Source organism: Burkholderia sp. AU33545 (genome assembly GCF_020419685.1).
Taxonomy (GTDB): domain Bacteria; phylum Pseudomonadota; class Gammaproteobacteria; order Burkholderiales; family Burkholderiaceae; genus Burkholderia; species Burkholderia diffusa.
The window spans coordinates 1,094,301-1,116,999 of the sequence record NZ_JAIZRQ010000001.1; the positions used below are offsets into that span (position 1 = coordinate 1,094,301).

Here is a 22,699-nt window from a genome sequence, read left to right on the forward strand (position 1 = left end):
AATGAGAAGAGGGCGGATACCGCTCCGGATCACATTCGAACAACGACAGCCCAAGAGGCATACCCATGAATTTTCAGCAATTGCGTTTCGTGCGCGAAGCCGTGCGCCAGAACATGAACCTGACGGAAGTCGCTAACGTGCTGTACACGTCGCAGTCGGGCGTGTCGAAGCAGATCAAGGATCTCGAGGATGAACTGGGCGTCGACATCTTCATCCGGCGCGGCAAGCGGCTCACGGGGCTCACGGAGCCGGGCAAGGCCGTGCACCAGCTGATCGAGCGGATGCTGCTCGATGCGGAGAACCTGCGCCGCGTCGCGCGCCAGTTCGCGGACCAGGACAGCGGTCACCTCGTCGTCGCGACGACCCACACGCAGGCGCGCTATGCGCTGCCGAAGGTGATCCGCCAGTTCACCGACGTGTTCCCGAAGGTGCATCTCGCGCTGCGCCAGGGCAGCCCGCAGCAGATCGCGCAAATGATCCTGAACGGCGAAGCCGACCTCGGCATCTCGACCGAGGCGCTCGATCGCTATCCGGATATCGTCACGTTCCCGTGCTATTCGTGGCACCACACGGTGGTCGTGCCGAAGGGGCATCCCCTCGTCGGCCGCGAAAACCTGACGCTCGACGAAATCGCCGAGTACCCGATCATCACGTATGACCAGGACTTCACGGGCCGCTCGCACATCGACCAGGCGTTCGCGCAGGCCGGCGCCGTGCCCGACGTCGTGCTGACCGCGATCGACGCGGACGTGATCAAGACCTACGTCGAGCTCGGGATGGGGATCGGCGTCGTCGCGGCGATGGCCTTCGATCCGCAACGCGACACCGGGCTCGTCGCGCTAGACACGCAGCACCTGTTCGAGGCGAGCACGACGCGCGTCGGGTTGCGCAAGGGCGCGTTCCTGCGCGCGTATGCATACCGGCTGATCGAGATGTTCGCGCCGCACCTGAACGAAGCCGAAATCGCCGGGCTGCTGCGCGAAGCGGTCTGATCGAGCAAGCGATGTTTCGGGGGCGCGGCAGGCCCCCGCTGGGCGGCCGCGACGAAGCGGCGCCGCCGCACCCGGTGTAACGCGCCGCAATCGGAGCGCGCAATCGCGCGCTCCGAATAAACCCTTAAATATTGATCAGACGGGTTGCGCGTCGACCCGAAACGGTACAGCATAGCCCTCACTCCGCCGGCGTCCCCGCCGGCGGTGGCGCGTCGACGACAGCACGCGCCAGGCAGTCGGCCGTCTGCCTCGCTTCCATTCCGTGGTACCGACAAGCAGCATCGATGGCCAATGCCCGGGTAGTGTGGCGCAAACGTTTGCTCGCATTAAAACAACAGTCCGGCCCGTCGGGCCAGTCGCCAGGAGATATGTATGAATGTCCGCTTTCGCCGTCGCTTCCTGACCGCCGCGCTTGCCGCCGTCGCGGTCGCTGCCGCACCGGCCGTCCATGCCCAATCCGCGGGCAAGCCGAAGGTCGCGCTCGTGATGAAGTCGCTCGCCAACGAGTTCTTCCTGACGATGGAAAACGGCGCGAAGGAATACCAGAAGCACAACGCCGGCCAGTTCGACCTGATCACGAACGGGATCAAGGACGAGACCGACACCGCGAACCAGATCCGCATCGTCGAGCAGATGATCGTGTCGAAGGTCGATGCGATCGTGCTCGCGCCGGCCGATTCCAAGGCGCTCGTGCCGGTCGTGAAGAAGGCGGTCGACGCGGGCATCATCGTCGTGAACATCGACAACCGGCTCGATCCCGACGTGCTGAAGTCGAAGAACCTGAACGTGCCGTTCGTCGGCCCCGACAACCGCAAGGGCGCGCGCAAGATCGGCGACTACCTCGCCAAGCGGCTGAAGGCGGGCGACCAGGTCGGCATCATCGAAGGCGTGTCGACGACCACCAATGCGCAGCAGCGCACGGCCGGCTTCCAGGATGCGATGAAGGCGGGCGGGATGAAGGTCGTGTCGGTGCAATCGGGCGAATGGGAGATCGACAAGGGAAATGCGGTCGCGTCCGCGATGCTGAACGAATACCCGAACCTGCGGGCGCTGCTGTGCGGCAACGACAACATGGCGATCGGTGCCGTGTCGGCCGTGCGGGCGGCGGGCAAGCAGGGCAAGGTGCTCGTGGTCGGCTACGACAACATCAACGCGATCAAGCCGATGCTGAAGGACGGCCGCGTGATCGCGACCGCCGACCAGTACGCGGCGAAGCAGGCCGTATTCGGCATCGACACGGCGCTCAAGGCGATCGCCGAGCATCGCAAGCAGGCCGACATGACCGGCGTGGTCGAGACGCCGGTGGATCTCGTGACGAAGTGACGCCGCGCCGGTGCGGCCGCCGCCCTCAAGAATCCGGCGCGGCGGCCGTTATCCGGTGTGAGCGCGATCACGGCCACTGCATGCACATGCACTAGTGAGCGTCATACCCGCGCGCCGCGTGCGCGCGGCCGCAACCAGGATCGCGATGGAACCGACCTTCCAACCCTCCCGTTCAGCTGTTCCCGTGCTGTCCGTCTCCGGCGTGGGCAAGACCTACGCCGAACCCGTGCTCGCCGACGTCACGCTGACGCTCGCGCCGGGTGAGGCGCTCGCGCTGACGGGCGAGAACGGCGCAGGAAAGAGCACGCTGTCGAAGATCATCGGCGGGCTCGTCGACCCGACGACCGGCACGATGCAGCTCGGCGGCCAGGCCTATGCGCCGGCGAGCCGCACGCAGGCCGAGGCGCTCGGCGTGCGCATGGTGATGCAGGAGCTGAACCTGCTGCCGACGCTGACGGTTGCCGAAAACCTGTTTCTGAACCGTCTGCCGCGGCGCTTTGGCATCATCGATCGCGCGCGGCTGCGCGACGATGCGCGTGCCGCGATGGCGCAGGTCGGGCTCGACGCGGTCGACCCCGATACGCCGGTCGGCGCGCTCGGCATCGGCCACCAGCAGATGGTCGAGATCGCGCGCAACCTGATCGGCGACTGCCGCGTGCTGATCCTCGACGAGCCGACCGCGATGCTGACCGCGCGCGAGGTCGAACTGCTGTTCGAGCAGATCGACCGGCTGAAGGCGCGCGGTGTGGCGATCGTCTACATCTCGCACCGGCTCGAGGAGCTCGCGCGCGTCGCCGAGCGCGTCGCGGTGCTGCGCGACGGCCGGCTCGTGCATGTCGGCGACATGGCCGCGACGACGTCCGACGGGCTCGTCACGCTGATGGTCGGGCGCGAGCTCGGCGAGCACATCGATCTCGGCGCGCGCCATATCGGCGCGCCGAGACTCGTCGTGTCGGGCATGACGCGCGGCACGGCCGTGCAGGACGTGTCGCTCGAAGTGCGCTCGGGCGAGATCTTCGGCATTTCCGGGCTGATCGGGGCGGGGCGCACCGAGCTGCTGCGGCTGATCTACGGCGCGGATACGCCGGACGCCGGGATGATCGCAGTCGGCGATCCGCTGAAACCGGCGCACATCGGCTCGCCCGTCGACGCGGTGAGGCACGGCATCGCGCTGATCACCGAGGACCGCAAGGGCGAAGGGCTGCTGCTGTCGCAGTCGGTCACGTCGAACGTGTCGCTCGGCCAGCTCGACCGGCTCGCGCGCGGCGGCATCGTTGATACGACGCGCGAGACGGCGCTCGCCGAGCAGCAGATCGACGCGTTGCGGATCCGCACGCACGGCGCCGCGCAGGCGGTCGGCGAACTGTCGGGCGGCAACCAGCAGAAGGTCGTGATCGGCCGCTGGCTCGCGCGCGACATGGGCGTGCTGTTGTTCGACGAACCGACCCGCGGCATCGACGTCGGCGCCAAGTTCGAGATCTACACGCTGATGGGCGCGCTCGCGCGCGAGGGCCGTGCGCTGGTGGTCGTATCGAGCGACCTGCGCGAGCTGATGTTGATCTGCGACCGGATCGGCGTGATGTCGGCCGGCCGCATGACCGCCGTGTTCGAACGCGGCAACTGGACCCAGGATGCGCTGCTGGCCGCGGCGTTCGCCGGCTTCGGCCGCGAAGCGCTGCCGGACGGCGTGCGGCATCCGGATGCGGAAGGCGCGCCGCGCGCGGCTTCCGGCACTTCGACCACAGGACGACAGCAATGACTCAGCCTCCCGTATCCCCGAGCGACGCAGGCGCGCAGCAGACCGTGACGGGGCGCCGCGCGCGTACGCTGTCCGGCACGCGGCTCGGCGTGTCGAACTATCTCGGGCTCGCCGGCGCGCTCGCCGCGATGATCGCGCTGTTCTCGGCGCTGAGTTCGCATTTTCTGACCTACGATACGTTCAGTACGATCGCGAACCAGATCCCCGATCTCGTCGTGATGTCGGTGGGGATGACCTTCGTGCTGATCATCGCCGGCATCGACCTGTCGGTCGGCTCGGTGCTCGCGCTGGCCGCGTCGATGGTCAGCGTGGCCGCGCTGAAATGGCAGTGGGGGCCGCTGCCGGCCGCGCTGATCGGGATCGCGGTCGCGACCGCGACGGGCTCGCTGACGGGCGCGATCACGGTCGGCTGGCGGATTCCGTCGTTCATCGTGTCGCTCGGCGTGCTCGAGGCCGCGCGCGGCGTCGCATACCAGCTGACGAATTCGCGCACGGCCTACATCGGCGACGCGTTCGATTTCCTGTCGAATCCGATCGCGCTCGGCATCTCGCCGGCGTTCCTGATCGCGGTCGCAGTGATGATCGCGGCACAGTTCGTCCTCACGCGCACCGTGTTCGGACGCTATCTCGTCGGGATCGGCACGAACGAAGAGGCGGTACGGCTTGCCGGGGTTAACCCGCGTCCGTATAAAATCCTCGTATTCGCATTGATGGGCGCGCTCGCCGGGCTCGCGTCGCTGTTCCAGATCTCGCGGCTCGAGGCCGCCGATCCGAACGCGGGCGCGGGCGTCGAGCTGCAGGTGATCGCAGCCGTCGTGATCGGCGGCACGAGCCTGATGGGCGGGCGCGGCTCGGTGATCAGCACGTTCTTCGGCGTGTTGATCATCTCCGTGCTGGCCGCGGGGCTGGCGCAGATCGGCGCGAACGAGCCGACCAAACGGATCATCACCGGGGCGGTGATCGTGGTCGCGGTCGTGCTCGACACGTATCGCAGCCGGCGCGCGCGCGCGCGATAGAACTACTACACGGAAAGCAGACCAGAGAGAAACGGGAAATGGCGACGATCAAGGATGTGGCAGCCATGGCGGGCGTGTCGTTTACGACCGTCTCGCACGTGGTGAACAATTCGCGGCCTGTGTCCGCGGATGTGCGTGCGAAGGTCGAGGGTGCGATCCGCGAGCTGAATTACGTGCCATCGGCCGTGGCGCGCTCGCTGAAGGCGCGCTCGACGGCGACCATCGGCCTCGTCGTGCCGAACAGCACGAATCCGTACTTCGCGGAGCTTGCGCGCGGCATCGAGGACCAGTGCGCGGCCAACGGCTATTGCGTGTTCTTCTGCAACTCGGACGACGATCCCGTGAAGCAGCGCAACTACCTGCGCGTGCTGCAGGAAAAGCGCATCGACGGGCTGATCGTCGCATCGGCCGGCGAGGACGCGGTGCTCGCGCAGACACTCGCGGACGCGCATGCGCCGCTCGTCGTCGTCGACCGCAACATCGAGGGGCTTGCGGCCGACCTCGTGCAGATCGACCACGAACGCGGTGCCTACCTGGCGACGCGTCACCTGCTCGAACTCGGGCACGCGAAGATCGGCTGCATCACCGGGCCGACCGACACGGCCGTCAGCGCGATGCGCGTGCACGGCTTCATCCGCGCGATGGCCGAGCGTGGGATCGACATCGTGCCGGGCGCGATCGCGGAAAGCGATTTTTCGTGCCTCGGCGGCTACCACGCGGCATCGCGACTGTTCGAGTCGGTGCATCCCAGCGCGATTTTCGCGGGCAACGACCTGATGGGCGTCGGCGCGCTGCGCGCGGCGGCCGAGCGCGGCATGCGCGTGCCGGACGACTGCTCGATCATCGGCTTCGACGACATCGAATTCTCCCGTTACACGTACCCGGCGCTGTCGACGGTAGGCCAGTCGGTGCGCGCGCTCGGCGAAATGGCCGCGCAAACGCTGATCGAGCGCATCGGCGGCGGTTCGACGGCTGCGCCGAGCCGTCGTCGCGTCGTGTCGCCGCGTCTCGTGCTGCGCGAATCGACGGCGATCTACCGCGAGCCGGCCGCGCCGGGCGGCCGCCCATGACGGCGCGTACGGCGGGCGCCGGCCGCGTGACGGTGGTCGGCAGCCTCAACATGGATCTCGTCGTGCGTGCGCCGCGGCTGCCGCTGCCAGGCGAAACGCTTGCCGGGCATGAATACGCGCAGGCGGCGGGCGGCAAGGGCGGCAACCAGGCCGTCGCGGCGGCGCGGCTCGGCGCGCAGGTCGTGATGATCGGCTGCGTCGGCGCGGATGCGCACGGTACCGCGCTGCGGGCCGGCCTCGAGGCCGAAGGCATCGACTGTTCGCGGCTCGCGACGAGCGCGTCGGCGTCGACCGGTGTCGCGCTGATCGTGGTCGACGACGCGAGCCAGAACGCGATCGTGATCGTCGCGGGCGGCAATGGCGAAGTGACGACCGATACGGTGGCGCGGCACGAGGCCGCGCTCGCCGCGACCGACGTGCTGATCTGCCAGCTCGAGACGCCGCCGGACGCGGTGTTCGCGGCGCTGTCGGCCGGGCGGCGGCTCGGCCGCACCGTGGTGCTCAATCCGGCGCCAGCCGTCGCGCCGCTGCCGGACGGCTGGCTGCCGCTGGTCGATTACCTGATCCCGAACGAAGTGGAGGCGGCCGCGCTGACCGGGCTGCCGGTGCGCAATCCGGCCGAGGCGGAAGCCGCAGCGCGTGCGCTGCACGCGGCCGGCGCGCGCAACGTGCTGATCACGCTCGGTGCGCGCGGCGTGTGCGCGCTGACGGCCGACGGCGCGGCGCGCCATTATCCGGCACCCGTCGTCAAGGCCGTCGACACGACCGCGGCCGGCGATACCTTCATCGGCGGATTCGCCGCGCGGCTCGCGGCAGGCGAGGCGATCGACACGGCCATCCGCTTCGCGCAACGCGCGGCGGCGTTGTCGGTCACGCGCGCAGGCGCGCAGCCGTCGATTCCCACCCTCGCCGAGCTGGCCGAATAGGGCTGGATCGCGCCTCTCGGCCGGCGCGTGCGGAAGCAGGCGCCGGCCATCTCCCCCGATTGCACGATCACGATGCTTGCCACGCGATTTCGCGAGGCAGGCCTGCGATGCTTCGACCCTATTGTTCGGAAATGTGTAATGAACCGATGAATTGATGAAAAAATTGACGTGAATACCATCAAGCTGCGCAGCATCCGGTCGTAAATACATCAGGACGAAACACCGTTTCGAAAAACGGGCCTTGCCCGTTCATGACGACGCAATACAGGAAGAATGATGGTGATCGGAAACCTGACGATACGTGCACGCATCGGTTTGACGATGGCGTTTCTCGCGGTACTGCTGGGCGTGATCGGCGTGCTGGGCGTGTACGGGATGACGCGTGCGAACGACGCGACGCGCGAGATTTTCACGAACCAGATGCCGAGCGCGGTCGACGTGGCGGCTGCCGAAATGTACGCGGCGCGCGAGCGCCTGGCGCTCGATCGCGCCGCGCTGCTGGCGGGGACACCCGAATCGGCTGCTGCGGTGGAGCGGAGCCGCGCGATGCGCGCGCAGTCCGACGAGTGGTGGAAAAAGTACCTCGCGCTGCCGCGCGATGCGGAGGAGGACCGACTCGCGCAGGACGTCGCCGCGAAGCGGCAGGCGCTACAGCGCAGTTGCGACACGTTCGGAGGCATTGTCGCGACGGGCGACCACGACCGGATCGGCGATGGCGCCAAGCAGCTCCAGGTGCTTTACAACGATCTCGCGGTTGCGAGCGAGGCGCTGCGCAATTTTCAGTTCACCGCCGCGCAGTCGGGCTTCGATCATTCGGAATCGACGTTCGAAACGCTGCGCTTGCTGTCGATCGTCCTGCTGGCGGCTGGTCTGGTTGCCGCGGTGCTGTCTTGGTTGACGCTCAGTCGTGCGATCGGTCGTCCGCTCGCGGACGCGCTCGCGCATTTCGACGCGATCGCCGCGGGCGACCTGCGCCGCTCGATCGTGGTGCATCGGCGCGACGAAATGGGCCAGCTCCTCGATGGTCTCGCGAAAATGCAGCGCGGGCTGGTCGACACGGTGCGGACCGTGCGCGGCGGCAGCGAATCGATCGCGACAGCGGCCCGCCAGATCGCCGCCGGCAACATCGACCTGTCGTCGCGCACGGAAGAGCAGGCGTCCGCGCTGCAGGAAACCGCATCGAGCATGGAGCAGCTGACCGGCACCGTGAAGCAGAACGCGGACAATGCACGGCAGGCAAGCGCGCTGGCCGCGAACGCGTCGGAGATTGCAAACAAGGGAAATACGGTGGTCGGCCAGGTGGTCGGCACGATGGGCGAGATCAACGACAGTTCGGCGAAGATCGCGGACATCATCGCGATCATCGAGGGCATCGCGTTCCAGACCAACATTCTGGCGCTGAACGCGGCCGTCGAAGCCGCGCGCGCCGGCGAGGAAGGCCGCGGCTTCGCGGTCGTCGCGGGTGAGGTGCGCAGCCTCGCGCAGCGTTCGTCGAGCGCGGCCAAGGAGATCAAGGCGCTGATCGACGCGTCGGTGGAGCGTATCCGGACGGGCTCGACGCTGGTCGACGAAGCGGGCCGCACGATGAGCGACGTGATCGGTGCGGTGCAGCGCGTGACGGACATCATGGGCGAGATCGCGGCGGCGTCCGAGGAGCAGAGCGGCGGCATCGACCAGGTCGCGCGCGCGGTCGCGCAGATGGACGAGGTCACGCAGCAGAACGCCGCGCTCGTCGAGGAGGCGGCGGCCGCCGCGCAATCGCTCGATGAGCAGGCCGCGCGCCTGCGCGAAACGGCGTCGGTGTTCCGGATCGATGACGACGCGGCCGGGCCGGTCGCCGCCGCTGCGCGCCAGGCGCCGCGCGCGGTGGCCGCACCGGCTGTCGTGCAGGCTGTCGTGCCGGTTTCGCCGCCCGCACCATCCGGGGCGCGCAACGACCGCGATGCAGCACCGAAGCGCGCGGCGCCGGCTCGCAAGCCGGCGGCCGCGGCCGCTGCACCCGCACCGGTGGCCGCCTCTGCCGGCGCTGACGACTGGGAAACGTTCTGAGTCGCGCGCGCCGCGCATCTATCCCCATTTGGCAGCAGACGAGGCAGCACCCGAGGCAGCACATGACGCCCGCGACATGCGGGCGTCGTCGTTTCGACGGCCGATGAAATGTGACAGCGCGCGTGAACGTGCGTGCGTCGCCACGCGCGTTGCATGTGCGCATCCGCGCTACGGGTATCTCCGGACGATGCGAAAAAAATTTGTAACGGTGCGCGCGGCGTGTCGTCGAAAACGTCTGCTCGAACGTATAGGGATGAAGGGGGGAGTGAAGGGCGCGGCGACGACGGCGGAGGCATCCAACGTACGAGATGTTCCGATGCTCGACGAGACGCGGCGGATGCAGTTTCTGCGGCTCGGGAGATCGATTGTAAAGCGTCGAAATACGTTGTCCAAGCGGTGTTGTCGAGAATGACGAACTTCATACGAAGAGTTCGTGAAAAAAAATAAGAAAGGGTTTAGGATGAATTCGAACGCGCTTGCTTCTGCGCAGTCATAGAAGGCAGGCACGTCTTCAGACTCAGGCGAGGGAGGTAGCATGGATATTTACAGCAGCTTCGCGAACCGCTTCGAAAAAACGCGAGAGGAAGAGCTCTCGCTGGAGGAGTACCTCGCGCTCTGCAAGAACGATCCGTCAGCGTACGCCACGGCTGGCGAACGCATGCTGGCTGCAATCGGGGAACCGGAACAAGTCGATACCCGCAACGACCCGCGCCTGTCGCGGATCTTCGCGAACAAGGTTATCAAGGTCTATCCCGCGTTCCGTGAGTTCTACGGAATGGAGGAAGTGATCGAGCAGGTGGTCGCGTACTTCCGCCACGCTGCGCAAGGGCTCGAGGAAAAGAAGCAGATCCTCTACCTGCTCGGCCCGGTGGGCGGCGGGAAGTCGTCGATCGCCGAGCGCCTGAAGCAACTGATGGAGCGCGTGCCGTTCTATGCGCTGAAGGGTTCGCCCGTCAACGAATCGCCGCTCGGGCTGTTCGACTACGACGAGGACGGCCCGATCCTCGAAGAGCAATACGGCATTCCACGCCGCTACCTGAAGAGCATCCTGAGTCCGTGGGCCGTCAAGCGCCTGCACGAATACAACGGCGACATCCGCCAGTTCCGCGTGGTGCGCCGCTATCCGTCGATCCTTCGGCAGATCGGCATCGCGAAGACGGAGCCTGGCGACGAGAACAACCAGGACATCTCGTCGCTCGTCGGCAAGGTCGACATCCGCAAGCTCGAACAGTACGCGCAGGACGATGCCGATGCGTACAGCTATTCGGGCGGCCTGTGCCTGGCGAACCAGGGCCTGCTCGAATTCGTCGAAATGTTCAAGGCGCCGATCAAGGTGCTGCACCCGCTCCTGACCGCGACGCAGGAAGGCAATTTCAAGGGTACCGAAGGATTCGGCGCGATTCCGTTCGACGGCGTGATTCTCGCGCACTCGAACGAGTCGGAGTGGAAGGCATTCCGCAACAACCGCAACAACGAGGCACTGCTCGACCGGATCTTCGTCGTGAAGGTGCCTTACTGCCTGCGCGTGTCGGAAGAGACGAAGATCTACGAGAAGCTGATCCGCAATTCGTCGCTGGCCGAAGCCGTGTGCGCGCCGGGCACGCTGAAGATGATGTCGCAGTTCTCGGTGCTGTCGCGCCTGCACGAGCCGGAGAATTCGAGCCTGTTCTCGAAGATGCAGGTGTATGACGGCGAAAACCTGAAGGACACCGATCCGAAGGCGAAGTCGTACCAGGAGTATCGCGATTACGCGGGCGTGGACGAAGGGATGACGGGCGTGTCGACACGCTTCGCGTTCAAGATCCTGTCGCGCGTGTTCAACTTCGATTCGAGCGAGGTCGCGGCGAACCCCGTGCACCTGATGTACGTGCTCGAACAGCAGATCGAACGCGAGCAGTTCCCGCCGGAGACCGAGCAGAAATACCTGTCGTTCGTGAAGGATGTGCTCGCGTCGCGCTATGCCGACTTCATTGGCAAGGAGATCCAGACGGCTTATCTCGAATCGTATTCGGAGTACGGGCAGAACATCTTCGACCGCTACGTCACGTATGCGGACTTCTGGATCCAGGATCAGGAATTCCGCGATCACGACACGGGCGAGAGCTTCGACCGCGCCGCGCTGAATGCGGAACTGGAGAAGATCGAGAAGCCGGCCGGGATCAGCAATCCGAAGGATTACCGCAACGAGATCGTGAACTTCGTGTTGCGCGCGCGGGCGGCGAACGCCGGGAAGAACCCCGTGTGGACGAGCTACGAGAAGTTGCGCGTCGTGATCGAGAAGAAGATGTTCTCGAATACCGAGGAACTGTTGCCGGTCATTTCGTTCAACGCGAAGGGGTCGGCGGAGGAGCAACGCAAGCATGAGGACTTTGTGAACCGGATGGTCGCGAAGGGCTATACGCCGAAGCAGGTGAGGCTGCTTTGCGACTGGTACCTGCGCGTGCGCAAGTCGTCATGACGCGCGCGGTACCGCGCCCGTACGGCGAGTCCGTACGGGCACCTTCAGAGGCGCCGCCCGCATGACGGCAGACGGCATGCGCGGCGAGTGCCCCGGCAGATCGATTTTCGAGCGGGAGACCGGGAGTGCTTCATCAAATCATCGACCGCAGGCTGGCCGGCAAGAACAAGAGCATCGCCAACCGCGAACGCTTTCTGCGTCGCGTCAAGAACTACATTCGTCGTGCCGTGTCCGACGCGGTGCGCGACCGTAGCATCAAGGATATCCAGAGCACGCAAAGCATCACGATTCCGCGCAAGGACATCGCCGAGCCGAATTTCCGGCACGGGCCTGGCGGGCGTCGTGAATACGTGCACCCGGGCAACGAAGACTACGTGCGCGGTGACAAGATTCCGCGTCCGCAGGGCGGCTCGGGTGGCGGCGGCAGTCAGGCGAGCAACGAGGGCGAAGGGCAGGACGACTTCGTGTTCGAGTTGTCGCGCGACGAATTCATGCAGTATTTCTTCGACGATCTCGAACTGCCGCGCCTCGTGAAGACGCACCTGCTGACGGTGCCGAGCTGGAAGAACGTGCGCGCGGGCTGGTCGGCGGAAGGCACACCGAACAACATCGACGTCGTGCGCTCGCTGCGCAGCGCGCTCGGCCGGCGCATCGCGCTCGGCTCGCCGCTCGTCAACGAGTTGCGCGAGCTGGAAGCGCAGCTCGAGGCGATGAAGCTCGACCCGGAAGACCGCCGCGCGGAAATCGCGACGCTCGAGGCCGAGATCCATCACCTGAAGGGGCGCATCTGGCGGATCCCGTTCATCGATCCGTTCGACCTGCGCTACATCAATCGCGTGAAGCAGCCGCAACCGTCGAGCCAGGCCGTGATGTTCTGCCTGATGGACGTGTCGGGCTCGATGGACGAGCAGCGCAAGGATCTCGCGAAGCGCTTCTTCATCCTCCTGTACCTGTTCCTGAAGCGCAACTACGAGCGCATCGAGGTCGTATTCATCCGTCACCACACGCGTGCCGAGGAGGTCGACGAGGACACCTTCTTCCATTCGACCGAAAGCGGCGGCACGGTCGTGTCGAGCGCGCTCGAGCTGATGCGCAAGGTGATGAACGAGCGCTACTCGCCGACCGAGTGGAACATCTACGGCGCGCAGGCGTCCGACGGCGACAACTGGACCGACGATTCGCCGAAGTGTCGCAAAATCCTGGAAGAGGATATCCTCACCAAGACGCGTTACTTCGCGTATATCCAGGTCGCACCCGAAGAGCAGAACCTGTGGCTGGAGTATGCGCAACTGGCGCTGTCGCAACCGCACCTCGCGATGAAAAAAGTCGAATCGGCTGCCGACATTTACCCGGTGTTTCGCGAATTGTTCGAAAAGCAGGTGGAAACGTCATGACGACCCGCCATCTGCACAACGAGTCGCGCGGCTACGCGCCGCGCCCTTCCGGCGACGACATGGCCGGCCCTGCCGCATCGCAGCAAAGCGGCCGGACCGAGCCGGCGGCGCCGGCCGCCGACTTGCCCGGTGCCGGGCAGAAGGAAGCGCGTATGAACGTTGCCGAACGCAAGCCGCTGCCGTGCCCGTCCGACTGGACCTTTGAATTGCTCGAGGAATACGACACGCACATCTCGCAGGTCGCCGAGCAGTACGAGCTCGACATCTATCCGATCCAGCTCGAACTGATCAGCGCCGAGCAGATGATGGATGCGTACGCGTCGGTCGGGATGCCGGTCAACTATCGCCACTGGTCGTTCGGCAAGCACTTCCTCGCGACCGAGAAGAGCTATCGCCGCGGCCAGATGGGGCTTGCCTACGAGATCGTCATCAACTCGAATCCGTGCATCGCGTATCTGATGGAAGAGAACACGATGACGATGCAGGCGCTCGTCATCGCGCACGCGGCGTATGGCCACAACTCGTTCTTCAAGGGCAACTATCTGTTCCGGCTGTGGACCGACGCGCACGCGATCATCGACTATCTCGTGTACGCGAAGAACTACGTCGCCGAATGCGAGGAGCGCTACGGGCTCGACCGCGTCGAGGAACTGCTCGATTCGTGCCATGCGCTGATGAACTACGGCGTCGACCGCTACAAGCGGCCGCAGAAGCCGTCGCTGTCGAAGGAAGCCGCGCTGCGGCGCGAGCGCGAGGCGTATCTGCAGTCGCAGGTCAACGAGCTGTGGCGCACGCTGCCGGGCAAGAAGCCCGAGCAGATGGAGGAGCAGGAGGAGCGCTATCCGCCCGAGCCGCAGGAGAACCTGCTGTATTTCGCGGAGAAGAACGCGCCGCTGCTCGAGCCGTGGGAGCGCGAAGTGATCCGCATCGTGCGCAAGATCGGCCAGTATTTCTATCCGCAGCGGCAGACGCAGGTGATGAACGAAGGCTGGGCGACGTTCTGGCACTACACGCTGCTCAATACGCTGTACAACCAGGGCAAGCTGGAAGACGGCTTCATGATGGAGTTCCTGCATTCGCACAGCAACGTGGTCTATCAGCCGCCCGTCACGAAGCCGTACTACAGCGGGATCAACCCGTATGCGCTCGGCTTCTCGATGATGAGCGACATCCGGCGGATCTGCGAGGCGCCGACGGAAGAGGACTACAAGTGGTTTCCGGAGATCGCGGGCACACCGTGGCTGCCGGCGATGCACTACGCGATGCGCAACTTCAAGGACGAGAGCTTCATCGCGCAGTACCTGTCGCCGAACCTGATCCGCGAGATGCGGCTGTTCTCGGTGCTCGACGACGACATGCGCGATTCGCTCGAGGTATCGGCGATCCACGACGAGTCCGGCTACCAGTACGTGCGGCAGGCGTTGTCGCGGCAGTACGACATCCATCACCGCGAGCCGAACATCCAGGTGTGGGCGGTGAACACGCGCGGCGACCGCAGCCTCACGTTGCGCCACTTCATGACCGACAACCGCCATCTGTCGAACGACAGCGACGAAGTGCTCAAGCACATGGCGCGGCTCTGGCAGTTCGACGTGTTCCTGGAAAGCGTCGACGAGGCCGGCACCGTGCGCAAGCGCTACGAGTGCCGCTACGTGCCGCCGGAGGTGCGTGTCTGAGCATCGAGACCGGGAATAGTTTGCACCGGACGCCAGCCTCGCGGCTGGCGTTTTCATATGACGAACGCGTGGCGCGAGAAAATTTTTCTACATCCGGACGAACCCGGAAAGCCTGTTACTTTACATTTCGCTAAAATCCCGTAGCGCCGTGCGCCGGAACCGGTGCCACGTGCGACCGCACGCGGCGGCCCCCAGCCGTCTCGCCCAGAAAGCACTAAAAGGAACAGACCAACCCATGGACGTCCAGACCGACCAAGCTGCGCTGTCCGCGCAAGACACCCGGCGGCGCGTATTCGCCATCGTCGGCGCCTCGTCGGGCAACCTCGTCGAGTGGTTCGACTTCTACATCTACTCGTTCTGCGCGCTGTACTTCGCACCGGCGTTCTTCCCGAGCGGCAACACGACGACGCAGCTGCTGAACACGGCCGGCGTGTTCGCGGCCGGCTTCCTGATGCGTCCGATCGGCGGCTGGCTGTTCGGCCGTATCGCCGACCGTCATGGCCGCCGCGCGGCGATGATGATCTCGGTGCTGATGATGTGCGGCGGCTCGCTCGTGATCGCGGTGCTGCCGACCTACGCGCAGATCGGCGCGCTCGCACCGGCGCTGCTGCTGGTCGCGCGTCTGTTCCAGGGCCTGTCGGTGGGCGGCGAATACGGGACGAGCGCGACCTACATGAGTGAGGTCGCGCTTAAAGGGCGGCGCGGCTTCTTCGCGTCGTTCCAGTACGTGACGCTGATCGGCGGCCAGCTGTGCGCGCTGCTGGTGCTGGTGATCCTGCAGCAGGCGCTGTCGAATGACGAACTGAAGGCGTGGGGCTGGCGCATTCCGTTCGTCTGCGGCGCGGCGGCCGCGCTGATCTCGCTGTACCTGCGCAAATCGCTCGACGAGACGTCGACGAGCGCATCGCGCGACAAGAAGGATGCGGGCACGATCCGCGGCGTGTGGCGTCACAAGGGCGCCTTCTTCACGGTGGTCGGCTTCACGGCCGGCGGCTCGCTGATCTTCTACACGTTTACCACGTACATGCAGAAGTACCTGGTGAACACGGCCGGCATGCACGCGAAGACGGCCAGCAACGTGATGACCGTCGCGCTGCTCGTCTACATGCTGATCCAGCCGGTGTTCGGCGCGCTGTCCGACAAGATCGGCCGCCGCACGTCCATGATCCTGTTCGGCGTGTTCGCGGTGATCGGCACGGTGCCGCTGATGCACGCGCTGAAGACGGTGACGAGCCCGACGGCCGCGTTCGTGCTGATCACGATCGCGCTCGCGATCGTCAGCTTCTACACGTCGATCAGCGGCCTCATCAAGGCCGAGATGTTCCCGCCCGAAGTGCGCGCGATGGGCGTCGGCCTGTCGTATGCGGTCGCGAACGCGATCTTCGGCGGCTCGGCCGAGTATGTCGCGCTGTGGTTCAAGTCGAAGGGCAGCGAGGAAACCTTCTACTGGTATGTGACCGCGCTGTGCGCGATCTCGCTGCTCGTGTCGTGGCGGATGCGCGATCCGAGCAAGGTAGGGTATCTGCGTCACGAGCCGTGATCGGCGGGGCAGCCTCGCGAGGCTGCCCGCATCGACCGGCAACGTGCAACGGGACGGCGCTCCGCCTCACAGGCGGCGCGCCGTTTTTTCATGCGCGACGGCTTCGCATGGACGCGTGCAAGCTCATCGCGGGACGCGCGATATCGATATCGGAATCGCTTCGTTGTTCGCCGCGGGCGGTGCTTTTATTCTGAACCCGTAGTTCGTGTGACACCTCCTTGACTGGGATTCGCGCCCGCTGCGTGCAGCGGGCGTCTTTTTTTTCGAAGCGTTCCGCGGTGCCCGCCGTCTGCAAGACTCATCACGAAAGCCGCAGAGCAAAGCACCATTTGTTGGTTCGGAATCGCCGCACGCGCTGATACGTTAGCGGCTTCGCGACGACACACAGCGTCGCGATGTTCCTCGAACCGGCCGCCGCGCGATCCGCGGCGGCCTTCAAAACAAATCAGGTCGTGCTCATGAAAATCCACACTCTCGCTACGTGGCTCGTCGGGGCCGCACTCGTCACGGCCGGCACGGTCGCGCACGCGGACCGCCTCGACGACATCAGGAAGGCCGGCGTGCTGCGCGTCGCGACCTTCGACAGCAATCCGCCGTTCGGCTATGTCGACGGCAAGAGCAATCACATCGTCGGCCTCGACGTCGACTATGCGAAGGCATTGGCCGACAAGCTCGGCGTGAAGCTGCAACTGCAGCCGACCAATCCCGCGAACCGCATTCCGTTCCTGACTTCCGGCAAGGTCGACCTGGTGCTCGCGAACTTCACGATCACCGACGAGCGCGCGAAGCAGGTCGACTTCAGCATCCCGTATTTCTCGTCGGGCCAGCAGTTTCTCGCGAAGAAGGGCGTGCTGAAATCGGCCGACCAGTTGAACAGCCTGCGCGTCGGCGCGGACAAGGGCACGACGAACGAAATCACGCTGCGCGAGAAATTCCCGAAAGCGACGATCGTCGCGTACGACGACACGCCGTTCGCGTTCGCCGCGCTGCGCGCCGGCAACGTGCAGGCGATCACGCAGGACGGGCCGAAACTGATCGGCCTGCTCGCGAACGTGCCCGACAAGCAGAACTACGAGATCCCGGCGTTCACGATCTCGAACGACTACATGGGCGTCGGCGTGCCGAAGGGCGAGACACGCCTGCTCGGCTTCGTCAACGACACGCTGAAGGGCCTCGAGGCAAACGGCCGCGCGGGGCAGATCTACGACGCGTGGTTCGGGCCGACGACGAAGACGCCGCTCACGCGCATCTTCCGCATCGGCGACAAGACCTGAGTCCCACGCCAGGTGCGCCGCGTTCCGCCGCCGGCCACGCCGGTGCGCAGGGGCCGCGGCGCTTTCCGTTTCTTTTCGATCGCGCGCTTCGCGCGCGCACCACGGCATGCTCGGGTTGGCTCCCAAATATCTGTCCTGGCTCTGGCAGGGCTTCCTGCTGACGCTCGGCCTCGCGGCCGCGTCGGCGCTCGCCGCGACCGTCGGCGGGCTGCTGCTCGCCGTCATGCGGCATGTGCGCGGCACCGTGCCGCGTACGCTGGCGGCCGGTTACGTCGTCGCGTTCCGCAACACGCCGCTGCTCGTGCAGTTGTTGTTCTGGTATTTCGGCGTCGCGTCGTTGCTGCCCGATACGTGGGTCGCGTGGCTGAACGCGCGCCATCAACTGAGCGCGGGCCCGTTCACGCTTGCGTGGCCGTCGTTCGAGTTCGTCGCGGGCTGGTTCGGGTTGAGCGCGTATACGGCCGCGTTCGTCGCCGAGGAATGCGAAGCCGGGCTGCGCGGCGTGCGCCGCGCGCAGCACGATGCGGCTGCGGCGCTCGGCCTCACGCCAATGCAGTCGCTGCGCTACGTCGTGCTGCCGCAGGCCGTGCGCATCGCGCTGCCGCCGTTGTTCGGCCAATACATGAATCTCGTGAAGAACTCGTCGCTCGCGATGGCGATCGGCGTCGCCGAGCTGTCGTATGCGTCGCGGCAGGTCGAGACCGAGACGTTCAAGACCTTCGCCGCGTTCGGTGTCGCGACCGTGCTGTACATCGCCGCGGTGGCCGCGATCGAGGCCGGCGCATATGCGGCCACGCAATGGCGCGACCGGCTCGGGGCGGGGCGCTGACGATGGACTTCTCGCTGCTGCTCGACAACCTGCCGTACCTGCTCGTCGGCGCGTTCCCGGACGGCGCGCTCGGCGTCGCGATGGCGCTCGCGCGCGGCCCGCTGCGCGTGCTGCTGCTCGCGTTCATCGGCTTCTTCCGCGCGATTCCCGTGCTGATGCTGATCTTCTGGACGTATTTCCTGATGCCGATGCTGCTGCACATGGACGTGCCGGGGCTCGCGACGGTCGTGTGCGCGCTGGCGCTGATCGGCGGTGCGTATCTCGCGCATGCCGTGCATGCGGGCATCGTCGCGGCAGGCGACGGGCAGTGGCAGGCGGGGCTGTCGCTCGGGCTCACGCGCTGGCAGACCGTGCGCTACGTGCTGCTGCCGCAGGCGATCCGGATCATGACGCCGTCGTTCGTCAACCAGTGGGTCGCGCTCGTGAAGGACACGTCGCTCGCGTACATCGTCGGCGTGCCGGAACTGTCGTTCGTCGCGACGCAGGTGAACAACCGGCTGATGGTCTATCCGGCGCCGATCTTCCTGTTCGTCGCGGCGATCTATCTGGTGCTTTGCACCTCGCTCGACGGCGCGGCGCGCTGGCTGCTGTCGCGTCGCCCGCGTGCGGAGCGCGTCGCGCGGGCGGCGGCCGAGCGCACGGAACCCGCGCGGTGACGGCGGGCGCGTGCGATGCCTGCGGCGCATGGCCGGCGATGAAGATCGGGCGCTTGCGGCGATCCGCTGCGGGCCGCGTCGCCGCTGCTCGAGCGGCGACGGGCGTGATGAGGTTCGGGGTGCGTCGGTGCGTCGGCGTCAGGACGCGCTGTAGTGCGTATCGAAGACCGCGCGCAGCGTCGACGGACCGGTCGCGAAGTCGCCCCACAGCGGGCCGTCGGTCTGCGCGAATGCGAACGGCGTCGTACTGATCGACGCGAGGCGGAAGCGCCATTGCGTCGCTTCCTGGCGGAACGCCGTGAGCTGCATGTCGGACAGCCCGGTCTGCGCGTTCGCGAGCGTGACGAGCGGATCGACCGGATCGTTCGCGACGCGCACTTCGAAGTGCAGATGCGGGCCGGTGGCCGCGCCGGTCATCCCGACCGAGCCGAGGCGTTGCCCCTGCTTCACGGTTTCGCCGGTCTTCAGTCCGCGCGCGTACGCGGACAGGTGTGCGTAGTAGGTCGAATAACCGTCCGCGTGATCGACGATCACGTAGTGGCCGTAGCCGCCCGGATCGGTGCCGACGAACGACACGACGCCATCGGCCGCCGCATTGACGGGCGTGCCGGACGGCGCGGCGAGGTCGACGCCAGTATGGAACGCCATCGCCTGCGACAGCGGGTGGATGCGTTCGCCGAAGAAGGAGCTGATGCGCGTCCACTTGACGGGCATCGTGAACGCGGCCGCCTCCAGCGGTGCGCCGTCGAGCGTGTAGTACGCGCCGTGGTCGGCGCCCGGCGCGCGGAACCAGATCGCGCCGAACGTGCGGCCCGCGACGCGCAGCTCGAGCGCGGTGAGGTGCGGCGTGCCGTTGTTGGTGTCGTACGCGAGGCGGTAGTAGTCGCCGCGCCGTGCGCCGGCGCGCATATCGACCTTGCCGGTGACGAGATCGCCGAGCTGGATGCGCACCTCGGGCGGTACGTCGAGACGGTTCAGCGTATCGGACAGCGTGAGTTCGATGTCGCCCGCGCGCATCCCGTGCTGCTGTTCGGGCGGCGCGAACTGGAACAGGCTCGTATAGCCGAGCATGTCGTTGCGGTGCGCGCTGAGCGGCGCGAACAGGCCCGGCTGCAGGCTGCGCTCGCCGCGTTCATTGAGTTCGTTGCGCTCGCCGATCGTGCGCGCGAGTTCGCTCGTTACGAAATGCTGCGCGGTGGGAAACGGCGTGTCGGACAGCACGCGCTGCGGCAGCGCGGCCGTGCCCGAATCGACGGCCCCCGGCAGTTGCGAGACGGCCGGCAGCGCGGCGGCGAGACCGAAGGCGGCGAGGGCGCCGAGGACGGCGGCCGGCACGAGCGCGCGCACGAGGCGCTGCGCGCGGCCGGGCGCGAAAGCATCAGGGGTTGCGGCAGGCTTGACCAAAGGTGTCCACATCCAGGAAAGCGGTTCAAAGAGGTGTGGGCGGGAGCCATCGGCGGCATGTCCGCCGGGTGGCGACGGGGGCAGGCGACGGGCGTGCAACAAAACAGGCCCCGCCAGGGGCCTGTGTCGTTTCCGTTCGACCCAACTCGCGGGCAGGCCCGCTTCGAACGGCGGCGTGAACTTTCCGGGTCGCACCCGGATTACCACGAAGACGCTAAAGAAAGATGACAGCGTCAGTCTACCGATGTTCCGCGAAACGTTAAAAATTTTAAAGAGGGTCAGCTCATTCGTTTCGCACTGCGGTAAATCGGGTTAAATCAGCATTTATTGCGCGGCTTTTCTTCAAGCAGGCAATTTTTGCGCGGGCACCCGTAGCGCGCTGGACGTCCTGACCGCGTCGAAGCCGGCGTCGAGCATCGCTTCCGCGTCGTTCCACACATTGCCGCGCAACCGGTTGGTCCAGATCATCGACGCGAACACGCCTTCGAGCAGCGACACGAGATAGACGGCCGCGAGATGCACGTCGAGATCGGCGGCGAGTTCGCCGGCCGCGATCGCGCGGCGCAGCAGCGCCTAGGTGATGCGCAGTATCTGCAGCTCGAGCAGCATGCGGCGCCGCAGCAGCGTGCCGTTCTCCTCGCTCTGTTCGCACTTCGTATAGAGGATCACGAGCACGCGCTGCATCGAGCCCGGCTCGCCGCATCGCTGCAGGTAGTGCGACGCCGCGCGGCGCAGCGTGGCGAACGCGGGCAGGCTGTCGACCGTGTCGAAGCCTTCCGACGTGCGTGCGAACGCGCGGTCGCACATCGCGAGACACACTTCCATCTTGTTGCGGTAGTGGCCGTACACGGCGCCCCGCGACATCCCGGCGGCCTCGGCGAGGTCCGCCATCGCGGTTTGCGCGACGCCTTTCTCGAGCAGGACGAGTTCGGCGGCGTCGAGGATCCGGTGCTTGATGGCGAGCGATTCTTCCCGGGTCTTGCGGGCCATGGCGTGAATTTCCTTACAGTTCGCTGTCGCTTAATTGACACAGTGACGCGGTCGGATTGCAACCACATGTATTTAATCAGTCGTGACTGATTATAATCGGCCACCCTGAGCCGCCGCATTGTATCGGCGGCGAACGATCCGAGGTCATACATGAACAACAAACGCTCCCTGGGGCGCCGCCTTCGGCTGGCGCCGTTCGCGCTCGCAGCCACGCTGCTCGTGACCGGATGCGGAAAGGGCGAACAGGACAAGGCGCCGGAGGCCATTCAGCACGCGACGGTCGTCACGGTGCGTCCGACGGCCGTGCCGATGACCGTCGAATTGCCCGGCCGGCTCGACGCGTATCGGCAAGCGCAAGTGCGCGCGCGGGTCGCCGGCATCGTCACCGCGCGGACTTATGAAGAAGGCCAGGAAGTGAAGCAGGGCGCGGTGCTGTTCCGCATCGACCCGGCACCGCTGAAGGCCGCACGCGACGCCGCACAGGGTGCGCTCGCGAAGGCGCAGGCCGCCGCGCTCGCGGCGAGCGACAAGCGCCGCCGTTACGACGACCTGGTGCGCGACCACGCGGTCAGCGAGCGCGATCACACGGAGGCCGTTGCCGACGACGCGCAGGCGAAGGCCGGCGTCGCTTCCGCGAAGGCCGAACTCGCCCGCGCGCAACTGCAGCTCGACTATGCAACCGTCACCGCGCCGATTTCGGGCCGCGCGCGGCGCGCGCTCGTGACCGAAGGTGCGCTCGTCGGCCAGGACCAGGCGACGCCGCTCACGACCGTCGAGCAGCTCGATCCGATCTACGTGAATTTCTCGCAGCCGGCGGCCGACGTCGATGCGTTGCGCCGTGCGGTGAAGAGCGGTCGCGCGACGGGCATCGCGCAGCACGACGTCACGGTGACGCTGTTGCGTGCCGACGGCACCGCGTATCCGCTGAAGGGCAGGCTGCTGTTCAGCGATCTCGCGGTCGACCCGACTACCGATACCGTCGAGATGCGCGCGCTGTTCCCGAATCCCGAACGCGAACTGCTGCCGGGCGCGTACGTGCGGATCGCGCTCGACGCGGCCGTCGACCAGCGCGCGATCCTCGTGCCGCGCGATGCGCTGCTGCGCACGGCCGACCGCACGTCGGTGCGCGTGGTCGGCGCGAACGGCAAGGTGAAGGACGTCGAGGTCGTCGCCGACCGGATGAGCGGACGCGACTGGCGCATCACGCGCGGCCTCGCGGGCGGCGAGCGCGTGATCGTCGACAACGCCGCGCAGTTCGCCCCCGATACCGCCGTCAAGCCCGTCGAGCAGGCAACGCCGACGAAGGCTGCGTCACAGGCGGCCGCCCGTCAAACCTGACCGGT

At 66.3% G+C, this 22,699-nt stretch carries 16 protein-coding genes and 1 pseudogene; 15 read left to right on the forward strand and 2 right to left on the reverse strand.

Translation table 11 applies throughout. The features are described 5' to 3' along the window. The first annotated feature begins 65 nt into the window (after positions 1-65). The 14 genes from LGM71_RS05100 (at position 66) to LGM71_RS05165 (ending at position 18,962) form a co-directional block, all read left to right on the forward strand. On the forward strand, positions 66-992 hold the full coding sequence (locus LGM71_RS05100; RefSeq protein ID WP_059606665.1) for a CysB family HTH-type transcriptional regulator: 927 nt from the start codon (positions 66-68) through the stop codon (positions 990-992). A gap of 372 nt (positions 993-1,364) precedes the next feature. Next, positions 1,365-2,315 carry a sugar ABC transporter substrate-binding protein gene (locus tag LGM71_RS05105; RefSeq protein WP_059606671.1) on the forward strand — a complete coding sequence of 317 codons (951 nt, stop codon included), beginning with the start codon at positions 1,365-1,367 and terminating at the stop codon, positions 2,313-2,315. Positions 2,316-2,460: 145 nt separating this feature from the next. Beyond that, a complete protein-coding gene (locus LGM71_RS05110) occupies positions 2,461-4,074 on the forward strand; it encodes a sugar ABC transporter ATP-binding protein (RefSeq protein WP_226114147.1) in 1,614 nt (537 codons plus the stop codon). Continuing rightward, positions 4,071-5,090 (forward strand): ABC transporter permease, encoded by a 1,020-nt coding sequence (locus LGM71_RS05115; RefSeq protein ID WP_124626120.1) that lies wholly within the window; start codon positions 4,071-4,073, stop codon positions 5,088-5,090. Before LGM71_RS05110 ends, LGM71_RS05115 begins: the two co-directional genes overlap by 4 nt. Before the next feature lie 38 nt (positions 5,091-5,128). Continuing rightward, positions 5,129-6,160, forward strand: coding sequence for a LacI family DNA-binding transcriptional regulator (locus LGM71_RS05120; protein WP_059606677.1), 1,032 nt, complete (start codon positions 5,129-5,131; stop codon positions 6,158-6,160). Beyond that, complete coding sequence (gene rbsK / locus LGM71_RS05125; RefSeq protein WP_226114148.1) at positions 6,157-7,086, forward strand: ribokinase; 930 nt, start codon at positions 6,157-6,159, stop codon at positions 7,084-7,086. Before LGM71_RS05120 ends, rbsK begins: the two co-directional genes overlap by 4 nt. A 276-nt stretch (positions 7,087-7,362) precedes the next feature. Continuing rightward, positions 7,363-9,135: a methyl-accepting chemotaxis protein gene (locus tag LGM71_RS05130; protein WP_226114149.1), complete on the forward strand. Its 1,773-nt coding sequence runs from the start codon at positions 7,363-7,365 to the stop codon at positions 9,133-9,135. Between the two features lie 535 nt (positions 9,136-9,670). Further along, the gene (locus LGM71_RS05135; RefSeq protein WP_226114150.1) at positions 9,671-11,593 is read left to right on the forward strand and encodes a PrkA family serine protein kinase; all 1,923 of its coding nucleotides are present in this window, start codon (positions 9,671-9,673) and stop codon (positions 11,591-11,593) included. 125 nt (positions 11,594-11,718) lie between these two features. Beyond that, complete coding sequence (locus LGM71_RS05140; protein WP_059606685.1) at positions 11,719-12,987, forward strand: YeaH/YhbH family protein; 1,269 nt, start codon at positions 11,719-11,721, stop codon at positions 12,985-12,987. Then, positions 12,984-14,663, forward strand: coding sequence for a SpoVR family protein (locus tag LGM71_RS05145; protein WP_226114151.1), 1,680 nt, complete (start codon positions 12,984-12,986; stop codon positions 14,661-14,663). The genes LGM71_RS05140 and LGM71_RS05145 overlap by 4 nt, the downstream gene beginning before the upstream one ends. 235 nt (positions 14,664-14,898) lie before the next feature. Then, positions 14,899-16,203: an MFS family transporter gene (locus tag LGM71_RS05150; RefSeq protein ID WP_124626126.1), complete on the forward strand. Its 1,305-nt coding sequence runs from the start codon at positions 14,899-14,901 to the stop codon at positions 16,201-16,203. 458 nt (positions 16,204-16,661) lie between these two features. Further along, complete coding sequence (locus LGM71_RS05155) at positions 16,662-17,477, forward strand: ABC transporter substrate-binding protein (protein ID WP_059606940.1); 816 nt, start codon at positions 16,662-16,664, stop codon at positions 17,475-17,477. 106 nt (positions 17,478-17,583) lie between these two features. Beyond that, positions 17,584-18,306 carry an amino acid ABC transporter permease gene (locus LGM71_RS05160; RefSeq protein ID WP_226114152.1) on the forward strand — a complete coding sequence of 241 codons (723 nt, stop codon included), beginning with the start codon at positions 17,584-17,586 and terminating at the stop codon, positions 18,304-18,306. 2 nt (positions 18,307-18,308) lie between these two features. Next, positions 18,309-18,962, forward strand: a complete 654-nt coding sequence (locus LGM71_RS05165; protein ID WP_226114153.1) for an amino acid ABC transporter permease — start codon at positions 18,309-18,311, stop codon at positions 18,960-18,962. 138 nt (positions 18,963-19,100) lie between these two features. Here the strand turns inward: LGM71_RS05165 and LGM71_RS05170 are convergent, their stop codons facing one another. Then, positions 19,101-20,378 (reverse strand): M23 family metallopeptidase, encoded by a 1,278-nt coding sequence (locus LGM71_RS05170; RefSeq protein WP_226114154.1) that lies wholly within the window; start codon positions 20,376-20,378, stop codon positions 19,101-19,103. A 330-nt stretch (positions 20,379-20,708) separates the two neighbouring features. Then, positions 20,709-21,356, reverse strand: a pseudogene (locus LGM71_RS05175) (TetR family transcriptional regulator). A gap of 150 nt (positions 21,357-21,506) precedes the next feature. Here LGM71_RS05175 and LGM71_RS05180 point away from each other — a divergent pair. Then, positions 21,507-22,694, forward strand: coding sequence for a MexX/AxyX family multidrug efflux RND transporter periplasmic adaptor subunit (locus LGM71_RS05180; protein ID WP_226114155.1), 1,188 nt, complete (start codon positions 21,507-21,509; stop codon positions 22,692-22,694). The last annotated feature ends 5 nt before the right edge of the window (positions 22,695-22,699 follow it).